Source organism: Ligilactobacillus equi DSM 15833 = JCM 10991 (genome assembly GCF_000615765.1).
GTDB lineage: Bacteria > Bacillota > Bacilli > Lactobacillales > Lactobacillaceae > Ligilactobacillus > Ligilactobacillus equi.
The window spans coordinates 23,727-46,338 of sequence record NZ_BAMI01000005.1 but is presented as its reverse complement, the minus strand read 5'-3'; the positions used below and the strand labels follow the sequence as shown (position 1 = coordinate 46,338).

The window sequence follows — 22,612 nt, the reverse complement described above, 5'->3', positions numbered from 1 at the left end:
ATGGGAGCTTTTTTAATTTTCATCAAAAATTAGTTGCAAAGTTAAGCGCTTTGTCCTAAAATTGGTAAACATGGATGAAAACAAAATAAATTTCCATATAAAAAGGAGTCTATTATGTGGCGTTATATGAAACGGCTACTGATTGGTGCCCCGCTGAAGACAGCCGAAGAAGGGGGCCAAGCTCTAACCAAATTTAAAGCCTTAGCGCTTTTATCTTCAGATGCTTTATCTTCAGTCGCTTATGGGATTGAAGAAATTGTCGCAGTTTTGTTTGCTCTATCCGCAGCTGCGACATGGTACACCTTACCAGCCGTGGGAATTGTCTTAATTTTATTATTTGCAATTACCATGTCTTACCGGCAAATTATTCATGCCTATCCTTCCGGAGGTGGGGGCTATGTTGTCGCTACCCAAAATTGGGGGAAAACTGCGGGGCTAGTTGCAGGAGGATCGTTACTGGTTGATTATATGTTGACAGTGGCGGTTTCTGTGACTTCAGGGACACAAGCTATTACTTCGGCCATCCCTGCCCTGTATAAATACAGTGTACCAATTTCGATTATTATTATTTTATTTATTATGACCTTGAACTTACGGGGGTTACGGGAATCAGCTTCCTTCTTAACCGTACCAGTTTATTTTTTTGTCATCATGATATTAGCTCTAATCGGAGTTGGATTCTTTAATATTGCGACCGGTAATATTGAATATCATGCCCATGCTGCGGTTGGTTCTAGTGTCAAAGGAATGACGGTACTTTTATTCTTAAAGGCCTTTTCAGCCGGATCGTCATCTTTAACAGGGGTGGAAGCCATCTCCAATGCGGTGCCTAACTTCCGCTCTCCAAGAAGAAAAAATGCAGCGGCTACGCTAACAATTATGGCAATTATCTTAGGTTTCTTCTTGGCGTCCGTGACGGTGATGTTTTACTATGCAGGGATTGAACCTAGTGCTGAAAATACTATGTTATCCCAATTAGGAGAAGCAGTCTTTGGCAAAGGAATTTTCTATTACATGTTACAATTAGCGACCGCTATGATTTTAGCAGTAGCGGCAAATACCGGTTTTTCAGCCTTTCCGGTCTTAGCCTATAACATGGCTAAAGATAAGTTCATGCCACACTTATTTATGGAAAAAGGGGACCGGTTAGGCTACTCTAACGGGATTATTGCCTTAGCGATGGGGGCCATTGTCTTAATCTTAATTTTCAATGGCCAAACTAGTCTCCTAGTTCCGCTGTATGCGGTCGGGGTGTTTGTGCCCTTTACATTGTCACAATCAGGGATGATTATCCACTGGTTCAGAGAAAGAGGGAAAAATTGGGTTCTCAATGCCTGTTTCAACTTCTTAGGAGCAGCTATTTCCCTAGCCTTAGTGGTTTTCTTGTTTTGGTTACACTTCGACAACGTTTGGCCATATCTCATCATCATGGCGGTCTTGATGTTTGCATTCTATAAAATCAATGATCACTACATTAAGATTGCGGAACAATTGCGTTTAAACGCCCAAGTCAAGGCGGATTCACATCGCTATGATGGTTCGACTGTGATTGTGTTGGTTTCATCTGTAACTCACGTGACGACCGGGGCGATTGACTATGCGCGTTCTATTGGTGATTACGTTATCGCTATGCACGTATCTTTTGATACTAATCCGCAAAAGGAACACGAAACGGCTAAAGAGTTCAAAGAAGCCTTTCCAGATATTCGCTTCGTGGACTTACACTCCTCCTACCGTTCCGTTGTTCAACCTGTCTTGCGTTTTACAGATATTATTGCTAAAAATGCGGAAAAACGGAATGCGTCTGTAACGGTAGTTGTACCACAATTTATTCCGAAAAAATCATGGCAAAATATCTTGCATAACCAAACTGCGTTACAATTACGTCGAGCACTAAGTCCTCACGAAAATGTGATTATTTCGACTTATAACTATCATTTGAAAAAATAATGTGCTACTCTTCGCAAATTTTTGCGAAGAGTTTTTTTGAATTTTAAGGTTAAATTTTAAGAAATGTGGTAAGATGAAAGAGAATGTAATTATAAATATGAATAAGGATGGCTGTGTATGTATAGTATCTTTGGTGCCTTTTTAGTAACATTGGTCCTATCTGCTGTGCTAACCCCATTTATTAGAAGAATAGCTCTGAAAATCGGTGCCGTGGACAAGCCTAATGCCCGGCGAGTTAATAAGGTCGCCATGCCTACGATGGGTGGTTTGGCTATCTTTTTAGCTTTTAACTTAACAAACTTTTTCCTACTGAAAAGCCAATACCCGCAAAAACAAATGTGGCTACTTTTTTTAGCCGAACTTGTGGTGATTTTTACGGGAGTCGTCGATGATTTGATTGAATTAAAGCCAGCCCAAAAGATGCTGGGAATTTTCTTAGCCGCGCTTGTTGTTTATTTTGCCGCGGGGGTGCGGATGACGACGCTGACCCTTCCTTTCGTAGGGACGGTTAATCTAGGTTTACTTTCTTTTCCGGTGACGATTTTATGGATTTTGGCTATTACCAATGCTGTTAATTTGATTGATGGTTTAGATGGGTTAGCGACAGGAGTTTCAATTATCGCATTATTTACCAGTGCTTTAACTGGGTATTTTTTCCTTAATGTTACTAACGTATATATTTCAATCATGATTTTTAATTTAATTGCTGCCTTAGCAGGATTCTTACCTTATAACTTTAACCCCGCTAAAATTTATTTAGGTGATACTGGTTCCCTATTTATTGGGTTTATGATGGCTATTTTTTCCCTCTCCGGTTTAAAAAATGCTACCTTTATTACCTTGATAATTCCCGTTGTTATCATGGGGGTTCCGATTACGGATACAGTTTATGCCATCTTACGGCGGAAATTAAATAACCGACCTATTTCCCAAGCAGATAAACATCACCTGCATCATCGCTTGATTCAAATGGGATTGTCACACCGGCAAACAGTGTTAGTAATTTATGGTATTGCTTTAATCTTCTCGCTGATTGCTTTCTTGTATCCATTTTCCAGTTTACTTGGGTCGTTTTTATTAACTCTGGCAACTTTAGTAGGTTTGGAAATCTTTGTGGAATTAATTGGGTTGGTCGGTGATGATCGCCAACCACTTTTGAATTTGATTAAGCGCTTAGCTTTAGGATTCAAATCAGATAAAAATAAGAAAAATACGTCCAATAAAAAATAAGGCTGTTCCGTTTGGAACAGTCTTATTTTAGTTAACGGGAACTTCAACATAGTTTTCGTCACCAATTTCATAGTTGACTTTAGCATTGAAGATATCGATGATTTGAGCACAAAAGTTTTCGACTTGTGGCGAATCGATTCCAACGATAAAGTCGACTTCGACGCCGTAGTCTGTTTGCAGTAGGTTGATGTCATGTTCTTCCAGGTAATTTTGCATCTTACCTTGCAAAGGATAGGGGGTTTTTAAAGTAATAGCAGTTTGGACTGTCTTTTTTACTATCCCAATTTCTTTGATGGCATCGGCAGTAGTGCCACTATAAGCGCGAATTAAACCACCAGCGCCTAGTTTAATCCCCCCGAAGTAGCGGGTGACGACAGCGGTCACGTTATGAAGTTCGTTGTTTTTGAGGACTTCCAAAATCGGTACTCCAGCGGTTCCAGAAGGTTCACCATTATCACTAGCTCGTTGGATTTCGTCATGCATGCCTAGAGTATAGGCATAGCAGTTATGCGTGGCTTTGCGGTGCTCAGTATTAATTTTTTCAATAAAAGCTAAGGCCTCAGTTTCGTTTTCAGTTCGAGCTATGTGGCAAATGAATTCTGATTTCTTAATGATGGCGGTGTAACTGGCATTTTCTTTGATTGTTAAAAAAGATTCCATAAATTTAAGCTAATTCCTTTCTGTTTTGCGTATTTAATATATGAGGTGATTTTATGTTAAAGCAATTATGGGGCCGTCAAATACCAGTAGTAAATCCGGAAATTTATGGCAATCAAGTTATGCAACGCCCCGCTATTTATCGCCATAGGCAGCATTATTATTGTAATCGTTGTGGGCAACGGATTTCTAAGCAAGATTGCCTGCCCCAGCAAAACTATTATTGTCGTCATTGTCTAAGTTTAGGCCGTGTTTCGACGCTAGATACCCTTATTAGTATACCGGAGCCGAATCGATTTCCCAAATTAAATCATAATCCACTTTTATGGTCAGGGCAACTATCACCGCTCCAAAAACAATGTTCTCGGGAATTATTAACTGTTGTAAAAAATGGTGGTCATCATCTTCTTTGGGCTGTCACCGGGGCCGGAAAAACTGAAATGTTATTTGAAACGTTAGCCTATTCGCTTCAAAAACAAATGCGCATTGGCTTGGCTTCACCACGAGTAGATGTGTGTACAGAATTATACCCGCGTATAAAAGAAGCATTTACAGTTAAGCCTCTTTTATTACATGGAAAAAGTGAGATGAGTTATAGTTACTGTCAGCTAACTATTTGTACAACTCACCAGCTATTACGTTTTTATCAGGCTTTTGATCTCCTGATTATTGATGAGGTAGACTCCTTTCCTTTTGCTCAAGATGCAGGTTTAGCCTATGCAGCCCAAAATGCTTGTAAAGCTAAAGGGTCCTTGGTTTATTTGACCGCAACACCAGGTAAGGAGCTTCAAAAGCAAGTTGCTCGGCGAAATTTAAGTGTATCTTATTTACCCTTACGCTTTCATGGTTACCTTTTACCAGAAATTCAAGTAATCAAAACCAGACGTCGAGAACTCTTGCCTGCTAAAGCACTAGATTATTTGAAGAAGTGGTTTCAAGCTGGAACGCCATTCTTAATTTTTGTTCCGAAAATTGTTGATTTAGCGCCTGTCTTAAAAAAGGTTAAACAAACGTTGCCCAATTTGGCCGTAGCCAGTGTTCATGCAGCCGATGAACAACGCTTAGAAAAGGTTATAGCCTTAAGAAGCGGCAAACTGCAAGCTCTGGTGACGACAACCATTTTAGAACGGGGAGTAACCTTTAAAAATTTGGACTTGATGGTGTTAGCTGCAGAGCAGACCTTCTCAAGTGCGGCTCTGGTACAAATTGCGGGCCGGGTTGGGCGTAGTGCTCAAAAGCCAGGCGGTGAGGTGCTTTTCTTTTGCCAACGAAAAAATGCGGCTATCAGGGAAGCACAAAGGCAAATTAAGTTTATGAATCGAAAGGGGGCGCAGCTGGGTGGGAAAATGTATTCTGTGTGAAAAAAATTGTCCGGAACATTTTTCGTTGGCGTGGCTTTTATCCTGGCAAGCTCTTAAACAAGAACGTCTTTGTCGTAAATGTCATGAGAAATTTCTACCTTTATTAAATGAAACGATTTGTCCAGGATGTGGGCGCATAATGACTAAGGCAGAATTATGTCCAGATTGCCACACTTGGCAAAAAAGTCAAGGCGGTTTATTGAAAAATCGTGCCTTGTATACTTACCGTACTTCTGCGATGAAAGATTACATCGAGCGCTACAAATTTCAAGGGGATTATCATTTGCGTTTGGCTTTTAAGGATGAGTTTCAACACTATATTAAGCAACATTATCCGTTGAAAAAATGGGACCTCTGGGTTATTCCCGTTGATGAAGAAACCATGGCGACACGTGGTTTTAATCAGGTGGAAGGCTGGTTAGAAGGACTGAATTACCATTGTGACTTGCAGATGAAACAAAGGCAAGGACGGATTAAACAAGCGCGTAAAACCCGCCAGGAACGTCTTCGAAGTAAGCAACCATTTCTTTATCGAGGACCACGAGTAGAAAATCGAAATATTTTGTTGGTGGATGATATCTATACAACCGGAAGAACCTTATATTATGCCCGCCAAATCGCACTTTTGCAGGGAGCTAAACATGTGAGAAGTATAACTTTATGTCGTTGAAACTTTAAAAAATACAAAAAAGGATAAAAAAATTCGAATATAGATTGAAAAATAAAACGCTTTCTATTATAATAAAGATGTAGATAAGTTAGAGAAAAAACTCTAACTCCCCTAGAAATAAGCCAGGGGCGAAAGGAGAGATTACCATGTTAAAATTTAACGTTCGTGGTGAAAACATTGAAGTTACTGAAGCAATCCGTGACTACGTAGAAAAGAGACTTTCTAAATTAGAAAAATTCTTTAATTACGCCGGTGATTCGATTGCTCACGTAAACTTGAAGGTGTACTCCGACAAGAAGTACAAAGTAGAAGTAACAATTCCATTGCCATACCTGGTATTACGGGCGGAAGAAACTTCTCCTGACATGTACGGTAGTATCGACTTGGTAACTGACAAGTTGGAACGTCAAATTCGCAAGTACAAGACAAAGATTAACCGTAAGTCACGCGAAAAAGGTGTGAAGGAATTCCAAATGCCGGAAATCCCTGAAAAGCCAGCTGAAGACGAAAAGAAGTTTGAAGTTGTGCGGACGAAACGCGTATCTTTGAAACCAATGGACAGCGAAGAAGCGATTTTACAAATGGACATGTTAGGTCATGACTTCTTCATCTACGAAGATGCTGAAACTGAAGGCATCAATATTGTTTATCGTCGTCAAGATGGCCGCTATGGCTTGATTGAAGCAGGCGATGAAGATTAAAATCTGAATAATGCGAAGGCACCATCTTCTACGGAAGGAGGTGCCTTTTTAGGCGCCGGAGTCTTTTCTTTAGGTGAGAATAATGTTAGAATATTTAATGGTATACTGAAAAAGCTATACGATTATAGATGAAATTACTAAGATGAAAAAAGTATCATAAATAAAGAAAGGAAAATTGCTCTATGGCTAACCTTTTAAAAACCTGGGTTGAAAGTGATAAGCGTGAATTAAAGCGCTTAGGTAAAATTGCTGATAAAGTTGAATCGTATGCAGCAGAATATGAAAAATTGAGTGACGCAGAATTACAGGCTAAAACGCCTGAATTCAAGCAACGCTACCAAAACGGAGAAACGTTAGACCAGTTGCTACCAGAAGCCTTTGCAGTTGCACGTGAAGGGGCAAAGCGGGTCTTAGGTCTTTATCCTTACCGGGTACAAATTATCGGGGGGATTGTGCTTCATGGTGGTAATATCGCGGAAATGCGAACTGGAGAAGGGAAGACTTTGACAGCCACAATGCCTGTTTATCTTAATGCCTTATCCGGTGATGGGGTTCACGTTGTGACGGTTAACGAATACCTCTCCGGGCGGGATGCCGCCGAAATGGGTGAATTATATAACTGGCTTGGTCTCTCTGTTGGTTTGAACATTTCCGAAAAGTCACCGGAAGAAAAGCGGGAAGCTTACAATGCAGATATTACTTATTCTACTAACAGTGAACTAGGTTTTGACTACTTACGTGATAACATGGTAGTTTACCGTGAAGATATGGTCCAACGGCCTTTGAACTTTGTGATTGTCGATGAGGTGGACTCTATCTTGATTGATGAAGCGCGAACACCGTTGATTATTTCCGGGCAGGCTACTGGGACAACGACACTTTACACGCGGACTGATCGCTTTGCTAAGACTTTAACTGCTGAAGATGATTTCAAAATTGACTTGGAATCCAAGACTGTGGCTTTAACGGAAGATGGGATTCAAAAAGCTGAAAAATACTTTGGCTTAGAAAATCTTTACGATCCAGATAACACAGCGTTAAACCACCACTTGGATAATGCCTTGCGAGCTAACTTTATTATGTTACGCGACAAGGACTACGTGGTTCGGGAAGGCGAAGTTATGATCGTTGACCAATTTACTGGACGGATTATGGATGGACGGCGTTTCTCAGATGGTTTACACCAAGCCATTGAAGCTAAGGAACAAGTCGAAATTCAAGAAGAAACTAAGACGATGGCCAATATTACTTACCAAAACTTCTTCAGAATGTACAAGAAGTTGTCGGGAATGACGGGAACTGGTAAGACGGAAAAAGAAGAATTCCGTGAAATTTATAACATGGAAGTTGTTACGATTCCAACAAATAAGCCAATTGCCAGAGATGATAAACCTGATTTGCTTTACCCAACCTTGAAGAGTAAATTTGCTGCTGTAGTTGAAGAAATTAAAATTCGCCATGAAGCAGGTCAACCAGTTTTGGTCGGTACGGTGGCCGTGGAAACTTCTGAATACTTGAGTCATTTATTGGATCAAGAAAATATTCCGCATGCGGTCTTGAACGCCAAGAATCACGCTAAGGAAGCAGAAATCGTTATGAATGCTGGTCAACGCGGGGCAGTAACAATTGCCACTAACATGGCCGGACGGGGGACTGACATCAAGTTGGGACCTGGGGTACGTGAAATTGGTGGTTTGGCCGTGATTGGGACGGAACGTCACGAATCGCGTCGGATTGATAACCAGTTACGGGGACGTTCTGGTCGGCAAGGTGACCCTGGGGTTTCTCAATTCTATCTTTCTTTGGAAGATGATCTGATGTTGCGTTTCGGTTCTGAAAGAATCAAGGCTTTCTTAGAAAGAATGAAAGTCGCTGATGATGATGCCGTCATTCAATCTCGGATGATTACTAAGCAAGTAGAATCGGCCCAAAAGCGGGTTGAAGGTAATAACTACGATACTCGTAAGCAAGTCTTACAATATGACGATGTAATGCGGGCACAACGGGAAGTCATCTATGCACAACGTCAACAAGTTATTATGGAAGATAAATCCCTAGAATGGGTTATCATGCCTATGATTCAACGGACGGTGGAACACCAAGTAGAAATGCACACCCAAGGGGATAAGAGTGAATGGAACTTGCAAGCTATTGTTGACTTTGCTGGTTCAGCGATGGTTCATGAGGATTCAATTTCCGTTAGTGACTTTGCTGGTAAGAAACCAGCTGAAATGGTTGATTACCTAATGCAAAGAGCGAAGGAAAACTACGAAGCTAAGCGCAAGCAGCTCTTTGAACAAGCCCAGATGCTTGAGTTCGAAAAGGTAGTAATTTTACGGGTGGTTGATGCGCGGTGGACAGACCATATTGATGAAATGGATCAGTTACGTCAAGCCATCGGTTTGCGTGGTTACGGGCAATTAAATCCGTTGGTGGAGTATCAATCTGATGGTTTCACCATGTTTGAACAAATGATTGGTGATATTGAATATGACGTTACCCGTCTCTTCTTGAAGGCGGAGATTCGTCAAGATATCAAGCGCTAAAAACACGATAGCCTTTGCTTGCGGGCAAAGGCTATTTTCTAAATGAGGTCATAAAATGGAATACAGTGATTACAAACGTGAGGTCGCACGGATGAACGACCAAATCCTTGACTTTAGGGGGTCTCTTTGACTTAGATGAGCTTGAACAGAGCATTGCAGTTAATGAAGGTAAAATGCTAGAGCCTACTTTTTGGGATAACCAAGAAGAAGCACAAAAGATTATTAATGAAAATAATCAATTAAAAGCGCAATTCGATACTTTTCATGAATTGGAAGACGCGGTCGAAGAATTAGATGTCTTATTGGAAATGCTTAAAGAAGAGCCTGAAGAACCAAGTCTTTTAGCAGAATTAGCACAAGCTTTTCCTGAAGTTGAAGAGAAATTAGAAAAATACCATCTACAAATGTTATTAAGTGGTCCTTATGATAAGAATAATGCTATTTTAGAAATTCACCCTGGAGCTGGGGGGACAGAATCACAAGATTGGGGTTCAATGCTTTTGCGGATGTACACTCGTTGGGCCGATCAACATGATTTTAAAGTTGAAGTTCTTGATTACCAAGACGGTGATGAAGCAGGAATTAAAAGTGTCACTCTAATGATTTCAGGTCTCAATGCTTTTGGTTATCTTCAAAGTGAAAGAGGCGTTCACCGTTTAGTACGGATTTCCCCATTTGATTCAGCTGGTCGGCGTCATACGTCATTTGCTTCGGTTAATGTGATGCCTGAGTTGGATGATTCGGTGGAAGTCGAATTACGTCCTGAAGATATTAAGATGGAAGTTTTCCGGGCCAGTGGTGCTGGGGGACAACACATCAACAAAACGTCTTCAGCAGTACGTTTGATTCACATTCCTACTGGGATTGTGGTATCTAGTCAAGCTCAGCGTTCCCAATTTCAAAACCGAGCCACGGCTGAAAGCATGTTGAAAGCAAAGTTATATCAGATGGAAATGGAAGCCAAAGAAAAGGAAAAAGCGCAAATCCAAGGAGAACAAATGGATATTGGTTGGGGTTCGCAAATTCGTTCTTATGTTTTCCACCCTTACACTATGGTTAAAGACCACCGGACCAATTACGAAACCGGTAATGGTCAAGCCGTGATGGATGGCGATTTAGATCCTTTCATCAACAGCTACTTACAATGGAAAATTAATGGCTAAAATAGATTAAGAAAATCCCATTTTTTGTGGGATTTTTTTGTTTTTTCGGTTTAATAATTGCTATAATGGGGATGTTAAGGATTACAAAAAAGAGAAAATGAGGGATTTATGTGATAATGGTATTAAAAGCTTTGCTGACTTACCTAGTTCAGCCGGCCTTGTGGGTGGCAATCGCAACTGTGATTTATCTATACTTTCGCCGGCTTAAACTGGAACGCAAACAGTTTCGTATTGCGATTGAAAAAGATTTTTATGAAGGACGGACCTTTTTAAAAACCGGCTTACTTCTAGGGGGAATCGGCACGTTATTAACCTTTATTTTAGGCCTGACCTTGACGACAAAAATGGTCTATGCCTATGAAGCAGTGACTATTGTGAGTCTTTTATTAGGTAGTGGGGCTTTTAGTTTCTATGCCATTTTACTGACTGGTGGAGTGGCTTTGTACCTTAACCCAGGCCAGTCCGGAAGTATAATGGCCAGTGCCTTTTTAGTCCTAGCTATTTTATATCTTTTGGGAAGACTATTTTTAGCTTCGAGTAAGCAAGTAGCACACTTCTTTCCTTTGGTTAAAAATGGTCAGCGTGGTCGTCGCGTGGCTACTTACCGCTGGCGAGAAATGGCGGTGGCACCAATCTTGGTCTTGATACCAGGAAATGAAATTCAGGGGATTTTTGCGTGGTGGCCGGTGATTAATCTAGGCCAAAGTAGTTACAGTTTGTTTTTCTTACCACTCTTGGTTACAGCGGGGATGCAAATCTTAAAACAAGATAGCAAGGAAGCGTTAATCTTTTATCAAAAACAAACAGAAGTATTGTTACTCTTGACGGTTGTTGTAGCGATTATGGCTTTGATTTGGCCGGTCAGTGCCCCCTATGGTTTAGGCTTTATGGGCTTAGTAAGTATTATTAGTTGGCTACTTGAACGGCGTAAAGATCATCAAGCTAATAATTGGTATGTCGAGACGACTGAAGGAGTGCGAGTCTTAGCTGTACGTAAGGATACCCCGGCGGCCAAGATGGGTCTGCAGGCAGGGGATATTATTTTAGAGTGTAACAAAGTGCCAGTTTCTAATGAAAAGAATTTATATGCGGCTTTACAGGAAAATTCAGCTTATTGTCGCTTGCGGGTAAAGACATATGCAGGTGATTTAAGAGCAGTGGGGAGTGCCATTTATGCTGACTCACCACATGAAATTGGTTTGGTGCTTTTTCAAGATGAATTTTAATGAAAAATTTCTAAAGATGAGCAAGTTATTAGGTAGAATAGCTGTTTTCTCGGTAAACTCAAGGTAATACGAAGGAGTGATAGGATGACTAAAAAATTATATCGTTCTCGGAAACGTTTGTTAGCAGGAGTTTTAGGTGGAATTGCCGATTATTTTAAGTGGCCAGCAAAATATGTCCGGTTGGCTTTCGTAATAATTTGCCTTGGTGCAAGTTTTTTTCCTGGAGGAATCTTACTACCAGTTGGCTTATATGCTCTTTTGGCTTGGTTAGTGCCACTAAATCCCCATCAAGATAATATTTCATGGGTAGATATTATCGAAAGTTTGTATTCTTTTCAAAAAGATAAACCTAAAAATGAAAAAACAAGTACTAAGCAGCAGAAACGTACAATTATTACCGATGCCCGTGAAAGAGATTTATAAGAGGTTAAGATGAGTTTTATTCAAAGAACATTAATTAATGCCGTAATTTTTATTGCAGTAAATGGCTTATTTCCTAATTTATTCCATGTGGAGAATCTGTGGTATGCTTTTATAGCAGCACTTGTTATGGGAGTGTTGAATGCAATTGTCAAGCCAATTTTAGTGATAATTGCTTTACCAATCACTTTCATGACTTTAGGGATTTTCTATTTAGTGATTAATGGATTCATCCTACAATTAACAGCTACCATTGTAGGAAATGGTTTTGCTTTCCAAAATTTTGGCGCAGCCTTTATTGTGGCTTTAATTGTGAGTGGGGTTAATCTAATTATCACAGATTATATGACTAATCGAGGTTAAGGAGTGTTTTTTATGGCAAATTTTGTGACAGTTGAACAACTGGCAAAAGAAAATGATTTAATGATTTATTCAGGGGCCAAATATCTCAAGGAAAGAAAAATTACAACTAGTGATATTTCTCGACCGGGTTTAGAATTATCTGGCTATTTCGACTACTATCCGCAAGAACGGATTCAACTGTTGGGAATGACAGAAATTTCTTATGCCCACAAGATGCCAGCAGAAGAGAGAAAAAAAGTGATGGAAAGACTTTGCGGTCCAGAAACACCATGCTTTTTGATTTCACGTTATCTTTCGGTACCTGAAGAAATGGAAGAGGCAGCACGTAAATACAATATCCCGATTTTACGTTCGAAGTTACCTACCACGCGTTTGTCAGCCAAATTGACGGATTTCTTAGAAGCTTGTTTGGCAGAAAGAAAATCCTTGCATGGGGTTTTGGTTGATATTTACGGCTTAGGAGTTCTAATTACCGGTGAATCTGGAGTTGGTAAATCAGAAACTGCCTTGGACTTAATTAAACGAGGCCACCGTTTAATTGCCGATGATCGGGTAGAAGTTTATCAAAAAGATGAACAAACCATTGTTGGTTCAGCACCACAAATCCTCAGTCATCTTCTCGAAATTCGTGGGGTGGGGATTATTGATATTATGAATCTCTTTGGAGCCGGCGCTGTGCGTCAATCAGCTGGGATTGATGTCATCGTTCATTTAGAAAATTGGAGCAAGGACAAGCAATTTGACCGTCTTGGAAGCGGGGAAGAATATGTCCAAATCTTTGATGTTAACTTGCCAAAGATTACCATTCCTGTTAAAGTTGGGCGGAACATGGCCATTATTATTGAAGCAGCGGCCATGAACTATCGGGCTAAGACTATGGGGTATGATGCTACCCAAGCCTTTGAAAGAAACTTAAACCAATTAATTCAAGAAAATTCGGCTAACAATTAGAGGTGATGGTGTGATTAAAAATATAGCCACCTTAAACCCCATTTTTGTAAGTTTTGGTCCCTTTACCGTACGTTGGTATGGTTTGATTATTGCTTGTGCAGTGGTGATAGCGGTCATTTTATCGGTACGTGAAGGTAAGAGACGTGGTTTGGCAGAAGATGATTTTTACGACTTCTTACTCTGGGCTTTACCTAGTGCGATTATTGCAGCCCGTCTTTATTATGTGATTTTCCAGTGGTCTTATTATGCGAGTCATCCTGGTGAGATTATTCGTATCTGGGATGGAGGCATTGCTATCTATGGTGGATTATTAGGGGCCTTATTAGTTCTTGTAATCTTTACTAAGCGTAAGCAAATCTCCCCCTGGTTATTCCTAGATGTCATTGCACCAACGGTAATCTTAGCGCAAGGGATTGGTCGCTGGGGAAACTTCATGAATCAAGAAGCGCACGGGCGTGCAACGACTTTGACCTTTTTACAAGGCTTGCACTTACCATCCTTTATTATTAATCAAATGCGGATTGATGGTGTTTATTACCAGCCAACTTTCCTTTACGAATCTGTGTGGGATGTGCTAGGATTTTTATTGTTGTTTAGTCTGCGACATAAGTTACCTTTTAAACAAGGGGAAATTTTCCTAAGTTATGTAATATGGTATGGTTGTGGTCGTTTCGTGATTGAAGGGATGCGAACGGATAGTCTTATGCTAGGACCTTTACGTGTCTCACAGTGGTTATCGGTAATTTTCATTATTATTGCTCTAGGCATTTGGGCATACCGTCGCTACTATAATCCCTTAAATCCTGCCTATCTAGCAGCTAAAAACAAATAAGTTGCTTACTAACAAAAAGTAAGTTATAATAAAGAAAATTAAAATGAGAGAAGGAATGGAGTAATGGCAAAGCAATATGATGTAATTGTGATTGGAGCAGGTCCCGGGGGGATGACGGCTGCATTGTATGCGTCCCGTGCTAATTTGAAGGTCTTGATGTTGGATCGTGGGATTTACGGGGGTCAAATGAATAATACGGCTGAAGTTGAAAATTACCCAGGATTTGAATCTATTATGGGACCAGACTTAGCTGAAAAAATGTATACTTCTTCAACGCGTTTTGGAGCTGAATATGCCTACGGTAGTGTTGAATCTGTGACAGTTGACGGCCCAAATAAAATTGTTAAGACTGATAGTGAAGAATTTTCTGCCCCTGTTGTAATCATTGCGACAGGTTCTGAACACCGTAAACTAGGTGTGCCTGGTGAAGAAGAATACGGTGGTCGCGGGGTATCTTACTGTGCAGTCTGCGATGGGGCCTTTTTTAAAAATAAGCAATTAGTCGTAATTGGTGGGGGAGACTCCGCGATTGAAGAAGGAACTTATTTAACACAACATGCAAGTAATGTTAATGTCATCCACCGTCGTGATCAATTGCGGGCACAAAAGGTCATTCAAGACCGGGCTTTTGCCAACGACAAGATGTCTTTCACTTGGGATAGTGTTGTCACGGAAATCTTAGGTGATGGTCAAAAAGTGACAGGTGTTAAGGTAAAAAACGTCAAGACTGAAGAAGAACGTGAAGTTGCCACAGATGGAGTTTTTATCTACGTGGGAATCATTCCAATGACCGCTCCATTTAAGGACTTGGGCATTACTGATGAACAAGGTTGGATTGAAACTAACGATAAGATGGAAACTAAGATTCCTGGAGTTTACGCCTTAGGTGATGTACGTAAGAAAGACTTACGGCAAATTACAACGGCTGTTGGTGACGGTGGAATTGCCGGTCAACAAGCCTTTAACTACATTGAAAGTTTGAATGATTAAAAATCAGTATGAAACGACTTCTTTTGGGAGTCGTTTTTTATTCGAATAAAATCAAAGTTTTTAGCTGTAAGCGATTTTAAATTTTGACAGTCATTAGTTAGGAGATGTGATATAATAAAATTTGAGATAGATTTTGTAAGAAAAAAGTGTGTAAGACACATTACAAGGAGAGATTGCTATGAGTTGGAAAGAAAATTATCAAGTATGGCAAGACAACAAAGATTTGGATGCAGAATTACGTACAGAACTAGATGCTTTGGCTGGTAACGACCAAGCTCTAGAAGATGCGTTTTATGCCCCCCTTGAATTTGGAACCGCGGGGATGCGAGGGGTGTTAGGAGTTGGTTTAAACCGGATGAACATCTATACTGTCCGGCAAGCAACTGCTGGTTTAGCTTCCTTCATGCACACCTTAGACAAAGAAGTGCGTGACCGTGGGGTAGCCATTAGTTACGATTCTCGTCACCACTCTCAAGACTTTGCATTTGAAGCAGCTCGCGTCTTAGGAGCAGCAGGGATTCCTACATATGTTTTTGAAAGTTTACGTCCAACCCCTGAATTATCATTTGCCGTTCGCCACCTACACACTTATGCTGGGATTATGATTACTGCTAGTCACAACCCTAAGCAATACAATGGTTACAAGATTTACGGTGAAGACGGGGCCCAAATGCCACCCAAAGAATCTGATTTGATTACCAAATACATTCGTCAAATCGAAGATGTTTTTGCCATTGAAGTAGCTGATAAAGATGCCTTAATTGCTGATGGAACTTTAAAAGTTATTGGTGGCGAAGTTGACCAAGCTTACTTGGATGAATTAAAGGCGGTGACAATCAATCGTGAATTGGTGGATGAAGAAGGTAAAACTATGAAGTTAGTCTTTACCCCATTACACGGGGCTGGGGCAATGTTAGGTGAAAAAGCCTTACGTCAAGCCGGTTTTGAAGACTTTACTTTGGTACCTGAACAAGCTCAACCAGACCCAGACTTCTCCACGGTTAAATTACCTAATCCTGAAGATCCTGATGCTTTTGATTTGGCTATTAAGTTAGGTAAAAAAGAAGGGGCCGACCTCTTAGTCGGGGTAGACCCTGATGCTGACCGTTTAGGAGCGGCTGTTCGTCAACCAGATGGTGAATACAAACTCTTAACGGGTAACCAAATTGCCGCCATCATGTTAAACTACATTTTAACGGCTCACAAGCAAGCTGGCTCTTTACCAGCAAACGCTGCTGCTGTAAAATCTATTGTTTCTAGTGAATTCGCAACGAAGGTGGCTGAAAGTTACGGCGTTGAAATGATTAATGTTTTAACTGGTTTTAAGTTTATTGCCGAACAAATCAAGCACTTTGAAGATACCAACGCCCACACCTTTATGATGGGATTTGAAGAAAGTTATGGTTACTTGGTACGTCCATTTGTACGTGATAAGGACTCCATCCAATCTTTGGTTATGTTAGCTGAAGTCGCAGCTTTCTACAAGAAACAAGGTAAGAACCTTTACGATGGTTTACAAGAACTCTTCCAAAAATATGGTTACTTCTCTGAAAAGACTATTTCGCACACATTTGATGGGATTTCAGGCGCTGACCAAATTAAAGCTTGATGACGAAATTTAGAAATGAAGCCCCAGATAGCTTTGGTGGGCAAAAAGTCGCAGTTTTAGAAGACTTTGAATTAAGTACGAAAACTTTCGCTGATGGTCACAGCGAAGAAATGACCTTGCCAAAATCAAATGTGTTGAAGTACATCTTAGAAGATGGCTCTTGGATTGCGGTACGTCCTTCTGGGACTGAACCAAAGATTAAATTCTACATTGGGACGCAAGCTGATAGTCAAGAAGCTTCCTTGGCTAAGCGTGATAACTTTGAAGCCGACATCAATGCTTTTGTAAATGCTTAATTAAAGATTGAAAACAGTTACTTACGGGTAGCTGTTTTTATTTTGCTATTAGTTATGTGTCTGGGTTACAGTATGTTGCTTAATGCTAGAAGGCTTGCGGGTGATAATAGGCAAAATGTGTGAGAAAAAAGGTTGATTGTGGTATGATAAGCGAAGATTAAATGAGCTAAGTGCTAACGAGAGGAGGCCGTGTTGTGATTGAACGACAAGCCAAACGAGAATTTGATTTACAAGCTCCTTATCAACCCACTGGAGATCAACCAGTGGCGATAGCGGAACTAAGCGCTGGAATTAAAGCTGGTAAAAAGGCGCAAATTTTATTAGGTGCTACGGGGACTGGGAAGACTTTTACAATTTCTAATGTTATTAAGAACGTCAATAAGCCGACCTTGGTTTTGGCGCATAATAAGACCTTGGCGGGCCAGCTGTATTCTGAGTTTAAAGAATTTTTTCCCAATAATGCAGTGGAATACTTTGTTTCCTACTATGACTACTATCAACCTGAAGCTTATGTACCTTCCAGTGATACTTATATTGAAAAGGATTCTAGTATCAATGATGAAATTGATAAGTTACGTCACTCAGCGACTTCTTCACTACTAGAACGCAATGATGTGATTGTAGTGGCTTCAGTTTCTTCCATCTTTGGTTTAGGGGATCCACATGAATATCAAGAACACACCTTATCCTTGCGTGTTGGTCAAGAAATTGATTTGAGTAAACTTTTAGCTCAATTGGTTGAAATTCAATATGATCGTAATGATATTGATTTTCAGCGGGGGCGTTTTCGCGTACGTGGTGATGTGGTAGAAATTTTCCCAGCTGCCCGAGACGATAAGGCGTTGCGAGTCGAATTTTTTGGTGACGAAATTGATCGGATTCGTGAAGTTGACCCTTTAACAGGTGAAGTTTATGGCGATCGGGACCATGTAGCGATTTTTCCGGCGACGCACTTTATGACAAATGATGAACGTTTGGAAACCGCTATCACTGGGATTGAGTCTGAATTAGTTGCACGAGTGGCTGAATTAGAAAAAGATGGAAAACTCTTGGAAGCTCAACGTCTAAAGCAAAGAACAACCTATGATATTGAAATGTTAAAGGAAATGGGTTACTGCTCGGGCATTGAAAACTACTCTCGCCATATGGATGGTCGCAAAGCTGGGCAACCACCTTATACCTTGTTAGATTTCTTTCCTGATGACTTTTTAATTGTGGTGGATGAATCACATGTGACTATGCCTCAAGTTCGGGGAATGTACAATGGGGATCGTTCACGTAAACAAATGTTAGTTGATTATGGTTTTCGGCTACCTTCTGCTTTGGATAACCGGCCATTACAATTAGCGGAATTTGAACAACATGTTAACCAAATTATCTATATGTCAGCAACTCCTGGTCCTTATGAAATGGAACAGACTAAGACGGTGGTGCAACAAATTATTCGGCCAACAGGGCTTTTGGATCCAGAAATTGAAGTACGGCCAATTATGGGACAGATGGATGACTTAGTTGGCGAAATCAATGCGCGGGTTGAAAAAGATGAGCGGGTCTTTGTGACTACTTTGACCAAGAAGATGGCTGAAGACTTAACTGATTACTTTAAAGAGCTTGGCATTAAGGTTAAGTATCTGCACTCAGACATCAAAACCTTAGAACGAACAGAAATCATTCGTGATTTACGTCTGGGTAAGTTCGATGTCTTGGTTGGAATTAACCTTTTGCGGGAAGGAATTGACGTTCCAGAAGTATCTTTGATTGCGATTTTAGATGCCGATAAGGAAGGTTTCTTACGCAATGAGCGTTCTTTGATTCAAACGATTGGACGTGCTGCTCGAAATGAGAATGGTCATGTAATTATGTATGCCGATACGATAACTGATTCAATGCAAGCAGCTATTGATGAAACCAAACGGCGGCGAAGCATTCAAGAGGCTTACAATGAAGAACATGGTATTATACCAAAGACTGTTAAGAAGGAAATCAGGGCCAATATTACAGTTACCAACAAAGAAAGTGGTAAGCGTGAGGAATTGACCACGGATGTTGATTTGAGTAACTTGACGCAAGCTGAACAGGCGGACTTGATTAAGAACCTTCAAACCCAAATGCAGCTGCCGCCAAAGAATTGGACTTCGAAGAAGCTGCCCGTTTGCGGGATACGATTATGGAATTACAGATGCAATTAGATTAAGAAGGTAAAAGCGTGGCACAAGATAAAATTAAAGTACGTGGGGCACGTGCCCACAATTTAAAAAATATTGATGTAGATATTCCTAAAGATAAACTAGTGGTTGTAACGGGGTTATCAGGATCTGGTAAGAGTTCTCTAGCTTTTGATACGCTCTATGCCGAAGGACAAAGACGCTATGTGGAAAGCTTGTCGGCTTATGCACGGCAATTTTTGGGGCAAATGGATAAACCAGATGTGGACTCGATTGATGGTCTTTCGCCAGCAATTTCAATTGACCAAAAGACAACTTCTAAAAATCCCCGTTCAACAGTGGGGACTGTGACGGAGATTAATGACTATTTACGACTTCTATGGGCAAGAGTTGGAACTCCAATTTGTCCCAATGATGGCAGTGAAATTACAAGTCAATCACCAGAACAAATGGTTAACCGAGTGTTAGAATTACCGGAAAGAACGAAATTAATGATTATGGCACCAGTTGTTCGTGGTAAAAAAGGTCAACATAAAAAAATACTCGAGAAAATAGCGCAACAAGGTTTTGTCCGTTTGCAAATTGATGGTCAAAACTATGAAGTCGGAGATGTCATTGAGCTGGACAAAAATCAAAAACACGATATTAATGTTGTGGTAGACCGGATTGTCATTAAGGATGGGATTCGCTCTCGTCTCTTTGACTCTTTTGAAGCAGCCTTACGTCTTAGTGATGGTTACGCGTCCGTGCAAATTATTGATGGTGAATTATTGCAGTTTTCCGAAAACTTTGCTTGTCCTTATTGTGGTTTCACAATTGGCGAACTAGAACCTAGACTCTTTTCTTTTAATGCACCTTTTGGGGCTTGCCCTGATTGTGATGGCTTAGGGACGAAATTAGAAGTTGATCTCGATGCTGTGGTTCCGGACCCAAGTAAGACTTTGCGGGAAGGTGCTATGGCACCATGGAATCCAATTTCTTCTAAGTACTATCCCGCCTTTTTAGAACAGGCATGTCAGGCCTTTGGTATTGACTTAGACACACCATTTGAAGACCTGCCTCAAAAAGATCAAGACACAGTTCTTTATGGTGCGGGTAGTAAGACTTTCCACTTTCATTTCAATGGTGACTTTGGTTTACGGGATATGGATACCGAATTTGAAGGGGTTATCAATAATGTTAACCGCCGTTATCACGATACTAATAGTGACTTTACTCGTGAAGTGATGAGCCAATATATGCAAAGTTTGACCTGTCAAACCTGTCATGGCTACCGTTTAAACGACCAAGCTTTAGCAGTTAAAATCGACGGCCAACATATCGGGGAAGTTTCCGACTACGCTATCGGTGATAGTTTAGACTTTTTTGAAGGTCTGACATTTTCTGCTCAAAAGCAAGCCATTGCAGAACCAATATTAAAGGAGATTGATTCCCGTTTAACTTTCTTGAAAAACGTTGGCTTGGAATATTTGACGTTAAGTCGTGCTAGTCGCACCCTTTCTGGGGGGGAAGCTCAACGGATTCGCTTGGCAACTCAAATTGGTTCGAATTTATCTGGGGTAATGTATGTCTTAGATGAACCATCAATTGGTTTGCATCAAAGGGATAACGACCGTTTACTAGACTCTTTAAAGAAGATGCGCGATTTAGGTAACACTTTGATTGTAGTCGAACACGACGAAGATACCATGCGGGCTGCGGATTACTTGATTGATATTGGTCCAGGAGCTGGTCAAGCGGGGGGACAAATTATGGCTGCTGGAACACCTAAACAGGTGGCGCGTTCCCGTAAGTCTTTGACGGGGCAGTATTTATCGGGTAAGAAGTCAATTTCAGTTCCAACTGAAAGAAGAACCGGTAATGGCCAGTTCTTACATCTAAAAGGGGCGCAAGAAAACAACCTCAAGAATCTAAATGTTGATTTTCCATTAGGCAAGTTTATTGCAGTTACTGGGGTTTCTGGTTCTGGGAAATCCACCATGGTTAATATGATTCTGGAAAAAATTTTGGCCAGTCGTTTAAATCACGCCAACGAAAAACCAGGTAAGTTCAAGTCTTTTAGTGGGGAAGAAAATTTGGAAAAGGTCATTAACATTGACCAAAGTCCCATTGGTCGGACGCCACGTTCCAACCCAGCAACGTATACCGGTGTTTTTGATGATATTCGCGGGCTCTTTGCGCAAACTAATCAAGCTAAATTGCGGGGGTACAATAAAGGGCGATTTTCTTTTAATGTTAAGGGGGACGCTGTGAAGCTTGCAAAGGGGACGGGATTATCAAGATTGAGATGAACTTCTTACCAGATGTTTATGTGCCATGTGAAGTTTGCCATGGCACGCGTTATAATTCCGAAACTTTGGAAGTTGAATATAAGGGCAAGAATATTGCACAAATTTTAGAAATGACGGTTGAAGAAGCGCTTGATTTCTTTGGGGCCATCCCCAAGATTGCTCACAAACTGCAAACTATCAAAGATGTTGGGTTGGGTTATGTGGCGCTAGGACAATCAGCTACGACTTTATCTGGAGGGGAAGCTCAAAGAATGAAGTTGGCATCCGAATTACGTCGGAAGTCTAATGGGAAGACCTTCTATATTCTGGATGAACCAACAACCGGTTTACACACCGATGATATCAAGCGTCTCTTAGAAGTTCTTCAGCGCTTGGTTGACAAGGGTAATACGGTTTTAGTGATTGAACACAACTTAGATGTAATTAAGACAGCGGATTACTTAATTGACCTTGGACCTGAAGGAGGTCAAGGGGGCGGAACAATTGTTGCGACCGGAACTCCAGAGGAGGTTGCCACAGTACCGGAAAGTTACACTGGTCAATACCTCAAACCTCTCTTGGAAAAAGAAGATTAAAGTGGTAGAGTTAAGTTATTGAATTGAAAAGAGGTAAGATTTTATGGCAGAAGTTGAAAGTTTTACATTAGATCATACTGCAGTGAAGGCACCATACGTACGCTTGATTACCGTGGAAAATGGACCTAAGGGCGACGAAATTTCAAATTTCGATTTACGTTTAGTGCAACCAAATGAAAATGCAATCCCAACGGCTGGTTTACACACGATTGAACATATGTTAGCGGGCTACCTTCGTGACCACTTGGATGGAGTTATTGACTGCTCACCATTTGGTTGCCGGACAGGTTTCCACTTAATTACTTGGGGCAAACACGATACCGTTGAAGTCGCTAAAGCCTTAAAGGTTTCTTTACAAGAAATTGTGGATGCGACTTGGGAAGATGTGCAGGGTACAGATATTAAGTCTTGTGGCAACTATCGTGACCACTCCTTGTTCTCTGCTCAAGAATGGTGCAAGAAGATTTTAGCGGAAGGTATTTCCTCTGATCCATTCGACCGTAAAGTTGTTGATTAATGGTAAAAAGCAGGCCTTAGGGTCTGCTTTTTTTAATGTTTTTTGACTGCGTTTGAGGTGAAAGACTTTTCATGACACGCCCGGTATGTTATGCTAAGA

15 protein-coding genes and 4 pseudogenes are annotated in these 22,612 nt (G+C 40.7%); 18 read left to right on the top strand and 1 reads right to left on the bottom strand.

The window, feature by feature from the left end; translation table 11 throughout:
• Window positions 1–114: 114 nt before the first annotated feature.
• Both kimA and JCM10991_RS02340 read left to right on the top strand, forming a co-directional pair.
• Complete coding sequence (gene kimA, locus JCM10991_RS02345; RefSeq protein WP_025020442.1) at window positions 115–1,950, top strand: potassium transporter KimA; 1,836 nt, start codon at window positions 115–117, stop codon at window positions 1,948–1,950.
• Window positions 1,951–2,067: 117 nt separating this feature from the next.
• Complete coding sequence (locus JCM10991_RS02340) at window positions 2,068–3,180, top strand: glycosyltransferase family 4 protein (protein ID WP_025020441.1); 1,113 nt, start codon at window positions 2,068–2,070, stop codon at window positions 3,178–3,180.
• A 27-nt stretch (window positions 3,181–3,207) separates the two neighbouring features.
• Here the strand turns inward: JCM10991_RS02340 and JCM10991_RS02335 are convergent, their stop codons facing one another.
• Window positions 3,208–3,840 carry a YigZ family protein gene (locus JCM10991_RS02335; protein ID WP_025020440.1) on the bottom strand — a complete coding sequence of 211 codons (633 nt, stop codon included), beginning with the start codon at window positions 3,838–3,840 and terminating at the stop codon, window positions 3,208–3,210.
• A gap of 53 nt (window positions 3,841–3,893) precedes the next feature.
• Between JCM10991_RS02335 and JCM10991_RS02330 the strand changes: the two genes are divergently transcribed.
• The 16 genes and pseudogenes from JCM10991_RS02330 (at window position 3,894) to JCM10991_RS02260 (ending at window position 22,513) form a co-directional block, all read left to right on the top strand.
• On the top strand, window positions 3,894–5,198 hold the full coding sequence (locus JCM10991_RS02330) for an ATP-dependent helicase ComFA (RefSeq protein ID WP_025020439.1): 1,305 nt from the start codon (window positions 3,894–3,896) through the stop codon (window positions 5,196–5,198).
• A gap of 139 nt (window positions 5,199–5,337) precedes the next feature.
• Window positions 5,338–5,868 (top strand): ComF family protein, encoded by a 531-nt coding sequence (locus JCM10991_RS02325; RefSeq protein WP_023859110.1) that lies wholly within the window; start codon window positions 5,338–5,340, stop codon window positions 5,866–5,868.
• Between the two features lie 146 nt (window positions 5,869–6,014).
• A complete protein-coding gene (gene hpf / locus JCM10991_RS02320) occupies window positions 6,015–6,569 on the top strand; it encodes a ribosome hibernation-promoting factor, HPF/YfiA family (RefSeq protein WP_023859111.1) in 555 nt (184 codons plus the stop codon).
• A gap of 182 nt (window positions 6,570–6,751) precedes the next feature.
• Window positions 6,752–9,115: a preprotein translocase subunit SecA gene (secA, locus tag JCM10991_RS02315; protein WP_023859112.1), complete on the top strand. Its 2,364-nt coding sequence runs from the start codon at window positions 6,752–6,754 to the stop codon at window positions 9,113–9,115.
• A gap of 55 nt (window positions 9,116–9,170) precedes the next feature.
• Window positions 9,171–10,278, top strand: a protein-coding gene (gene prfB / locus JCM10991_RS02310; protein WP_225349901.1) for a peptide chain release factor 2 whose coding sequence is annotated in 2 segments (ribosomal slippage) — window positions 9,171–9,242 and window positions 9,244–10,278 — 1,107 coding nt in all. Because the reading frame shifts where the segments join, the coding sequence is not laid out codon by codon here.
• Window positions 10,279–10,394: 116 nt separating this feature from the next.
• Complete coding sequence (locus JCM10991_RS02305; protein WP_051527933.1) at window positions 10,395–11,504, top strand: PDZ domain-containing protein; 1,110 nt, start codon at window positions 10,395–10,397, stop codon at window positions 11,502–11,504.
• 84 nt (window positions 11,505–11,588) lie between these two features.
• Window positions 11,589–11,927, top strand: coding sequence for a PspC domain-containing protein (locus JCM10991_RS14285; RefSeq protein ID WP_023859115.1), 339 nt, complete (start codon window positions 11,589–11,591; stop codon window positions 11,925–11,927).
• 9 nt (window positions 11,928–11,936) lie between these two features.
• Entirely contained in the window at window positions 11,937–12,287 is a 351-nt protein-coding gene (locus tag JCM10991_RS02295) for a phage holin family protein (RefSeq protein WP_023859116.1), read from the top strand.
• 12 nt (window positions 12,288–12,299) lie between these two features.
• Entirely contained in the window at window positions 12,300–13,238 is a 939-nt protein-coding gene (gene hprK / locus JCM10991_RS02290; protein ID WP_023859117.1) for an HPr(Ser) kinase/phosphatase, read from the top strand.
• Between the two features lie 10 nt (window positions 13,239–13,248).
• Window positions 13,249–14,070 (top strand): prolipoprotein diacylglyceryl transferase, encoded by an 822-nt coding sequence (lgt, locus tag JCM10991_RS02285; RefSeq protein ID WP_152524897.1) that lies wholly within the window; start codon window positions 13,249–13,251, stop codon window positions 14,068–14,070.
• Between the two features lie 63 nt (window positions 14,071–14,133).
• Window positions 14,134–15,060, top strand: coding sequence for a thioredoxin-disulfide reductase (gene trxB / locus JCM10991_RS02280; protein ID WP_023859119.1), 927 nt, complete (start codon window positions 14,134–14,136; stop codon window positions 15,058–15,060).
• Between the two features lie 178 nt (window positions 15,061–15,238).
• A pseudogene (locus JCM10991_RS12235) lies at window positions 15,239–16,965 on the top strand (phospho-sugar mutase).
• 194 nt (window positions 16,966–17,159) lie between these two features.
• Window positions 17,160–19,031: pseudogene (gene uvrB / locus JCM10991_RS12230) on the top strand (excinuclease ABC subunit UvrB); the annotation flags it as partial.
• 30 nt (window positions 19,032–19,061) lie between these two features.
• Window positions 19,062–19,159: pseudogene (locus JCM10991_RS16565) on the top strand (UvrB/UvrC motif-containing protein); the annotation flags it as partial.
• 12 nt (window positions 19,160–19,171) lie between these two features.
• Window positions 19,172–21,996, top strand: a pseudogene (gene uvrA, locus JCM10991_RS12225) (excinuclease ABC subunit UvrA).
• 43 nt (window positions 21,997–22,039) lie between these two features.
• Complete coding sequence (locus JCM10991_RS02260) at window positions 22,040–22,513, top strand: S-ribosylhomocysteine lyase (protein WP_023859123.1); 474 nt, start codon at window positions 22,040–22,042, stop codon at window positions 22,511–22,513.
• The last annotated feature ends 99 nt before the right edge of the window (window positions 22,514–22,612 follow it).

Excerpts from the sequence above, each read along its gene's own strand:
- JCM10991_RS02295 (WP_023859116.1), top strand. The coding sequence starts at position 11,937 with ATGAGTTTTATTCAAAGAACATTAATTAATGCCGTAATTTTTATTGCA.
- JCM10991_RS02335 (WP_025020440.1), bottom strand. The coding sequence starts at position 3,840 with ATGGAATCTTTTTTAACAATCAAAGAAAATGCCAGTTACACCGCCATC.
- hpf (WP_023859111.1), top strand. The coding sequence starts at position 6,015 with ATGTTAAAATTTAACGTTCGTGGTGAAAACATTGAAGTTACTGAAGCA.
- trxB (WP_023859119.1), top strand. The coding sequence starts at position 14,134 with ATGGCAAAGCAATATGATGTAATTGTGATTGGAGCAGGTCCCGGGGGG.
- JCM10991_RS02340 (WP_025020441.1), top strand. The coding sequence starts at position 2,068 with ATGTATAGTATCTTTGGTGCCTTTTTAGTAACATTGGTCCTATCTGCT.
- JCM10991_RS02325 (WP_023859110.1), top strand. The coding sequence starts at position 5,338 with ATGACTAAGGCAGAATTATGTCCAGATTGCCACACTTGGCAAAAAAGT.
- JCM10991_RS02330 (WP_025020439.1), top strand. The coding sequence starts at position 3,894 with ATGTTAAAGCAATTATGGGGCCGTCAAATACCAGTAGTAAATCCGGAA.
- secA (WP_023859112.1), top strand. The coding sequence starts at position 6,752 with ATGGCTAACCTTTTAAAAACCTGGGTTGAAAGTGATAAGCGTGAATTA.
- hprK (WP_023859117.1), top strand. The coding sequence starts at position 12,300 with ATGGCAAATTTTGTGACAGTTGAACAACTGGCAAAAGAAAATGATTTA.
- JCM10991_RS02260 (WP_023859123.1), top strand. The coding sequence starts at position 22,040 with ATGGCAGAAGTTGAAAGTTTTACATTAGATCATACTGCAGTGAAGGCA.
- JCM10991_RS14285 (WP_023859115.1), top strand. The coding sequence starts at position 11,589 with ATGACTAAAAAATTATATCGTTCTCGGAAACGTTTGTTAGCAGGAGTT.
- JCM10991_RS02305 (WP_051527933.1), top strand. The coding sequence starts at position 10,395 with ATGGTATTAAAAGCTTTGCTGACTTACCTAGTTCAGCCGGCCTTGTGG.
- kimA (WP_025020442.1), top strand. The coding sequence starts at position 115 with ATGTGGCGTTATATGAAACGGCTACTGATTGGTGCCCCGCTGAAGACA.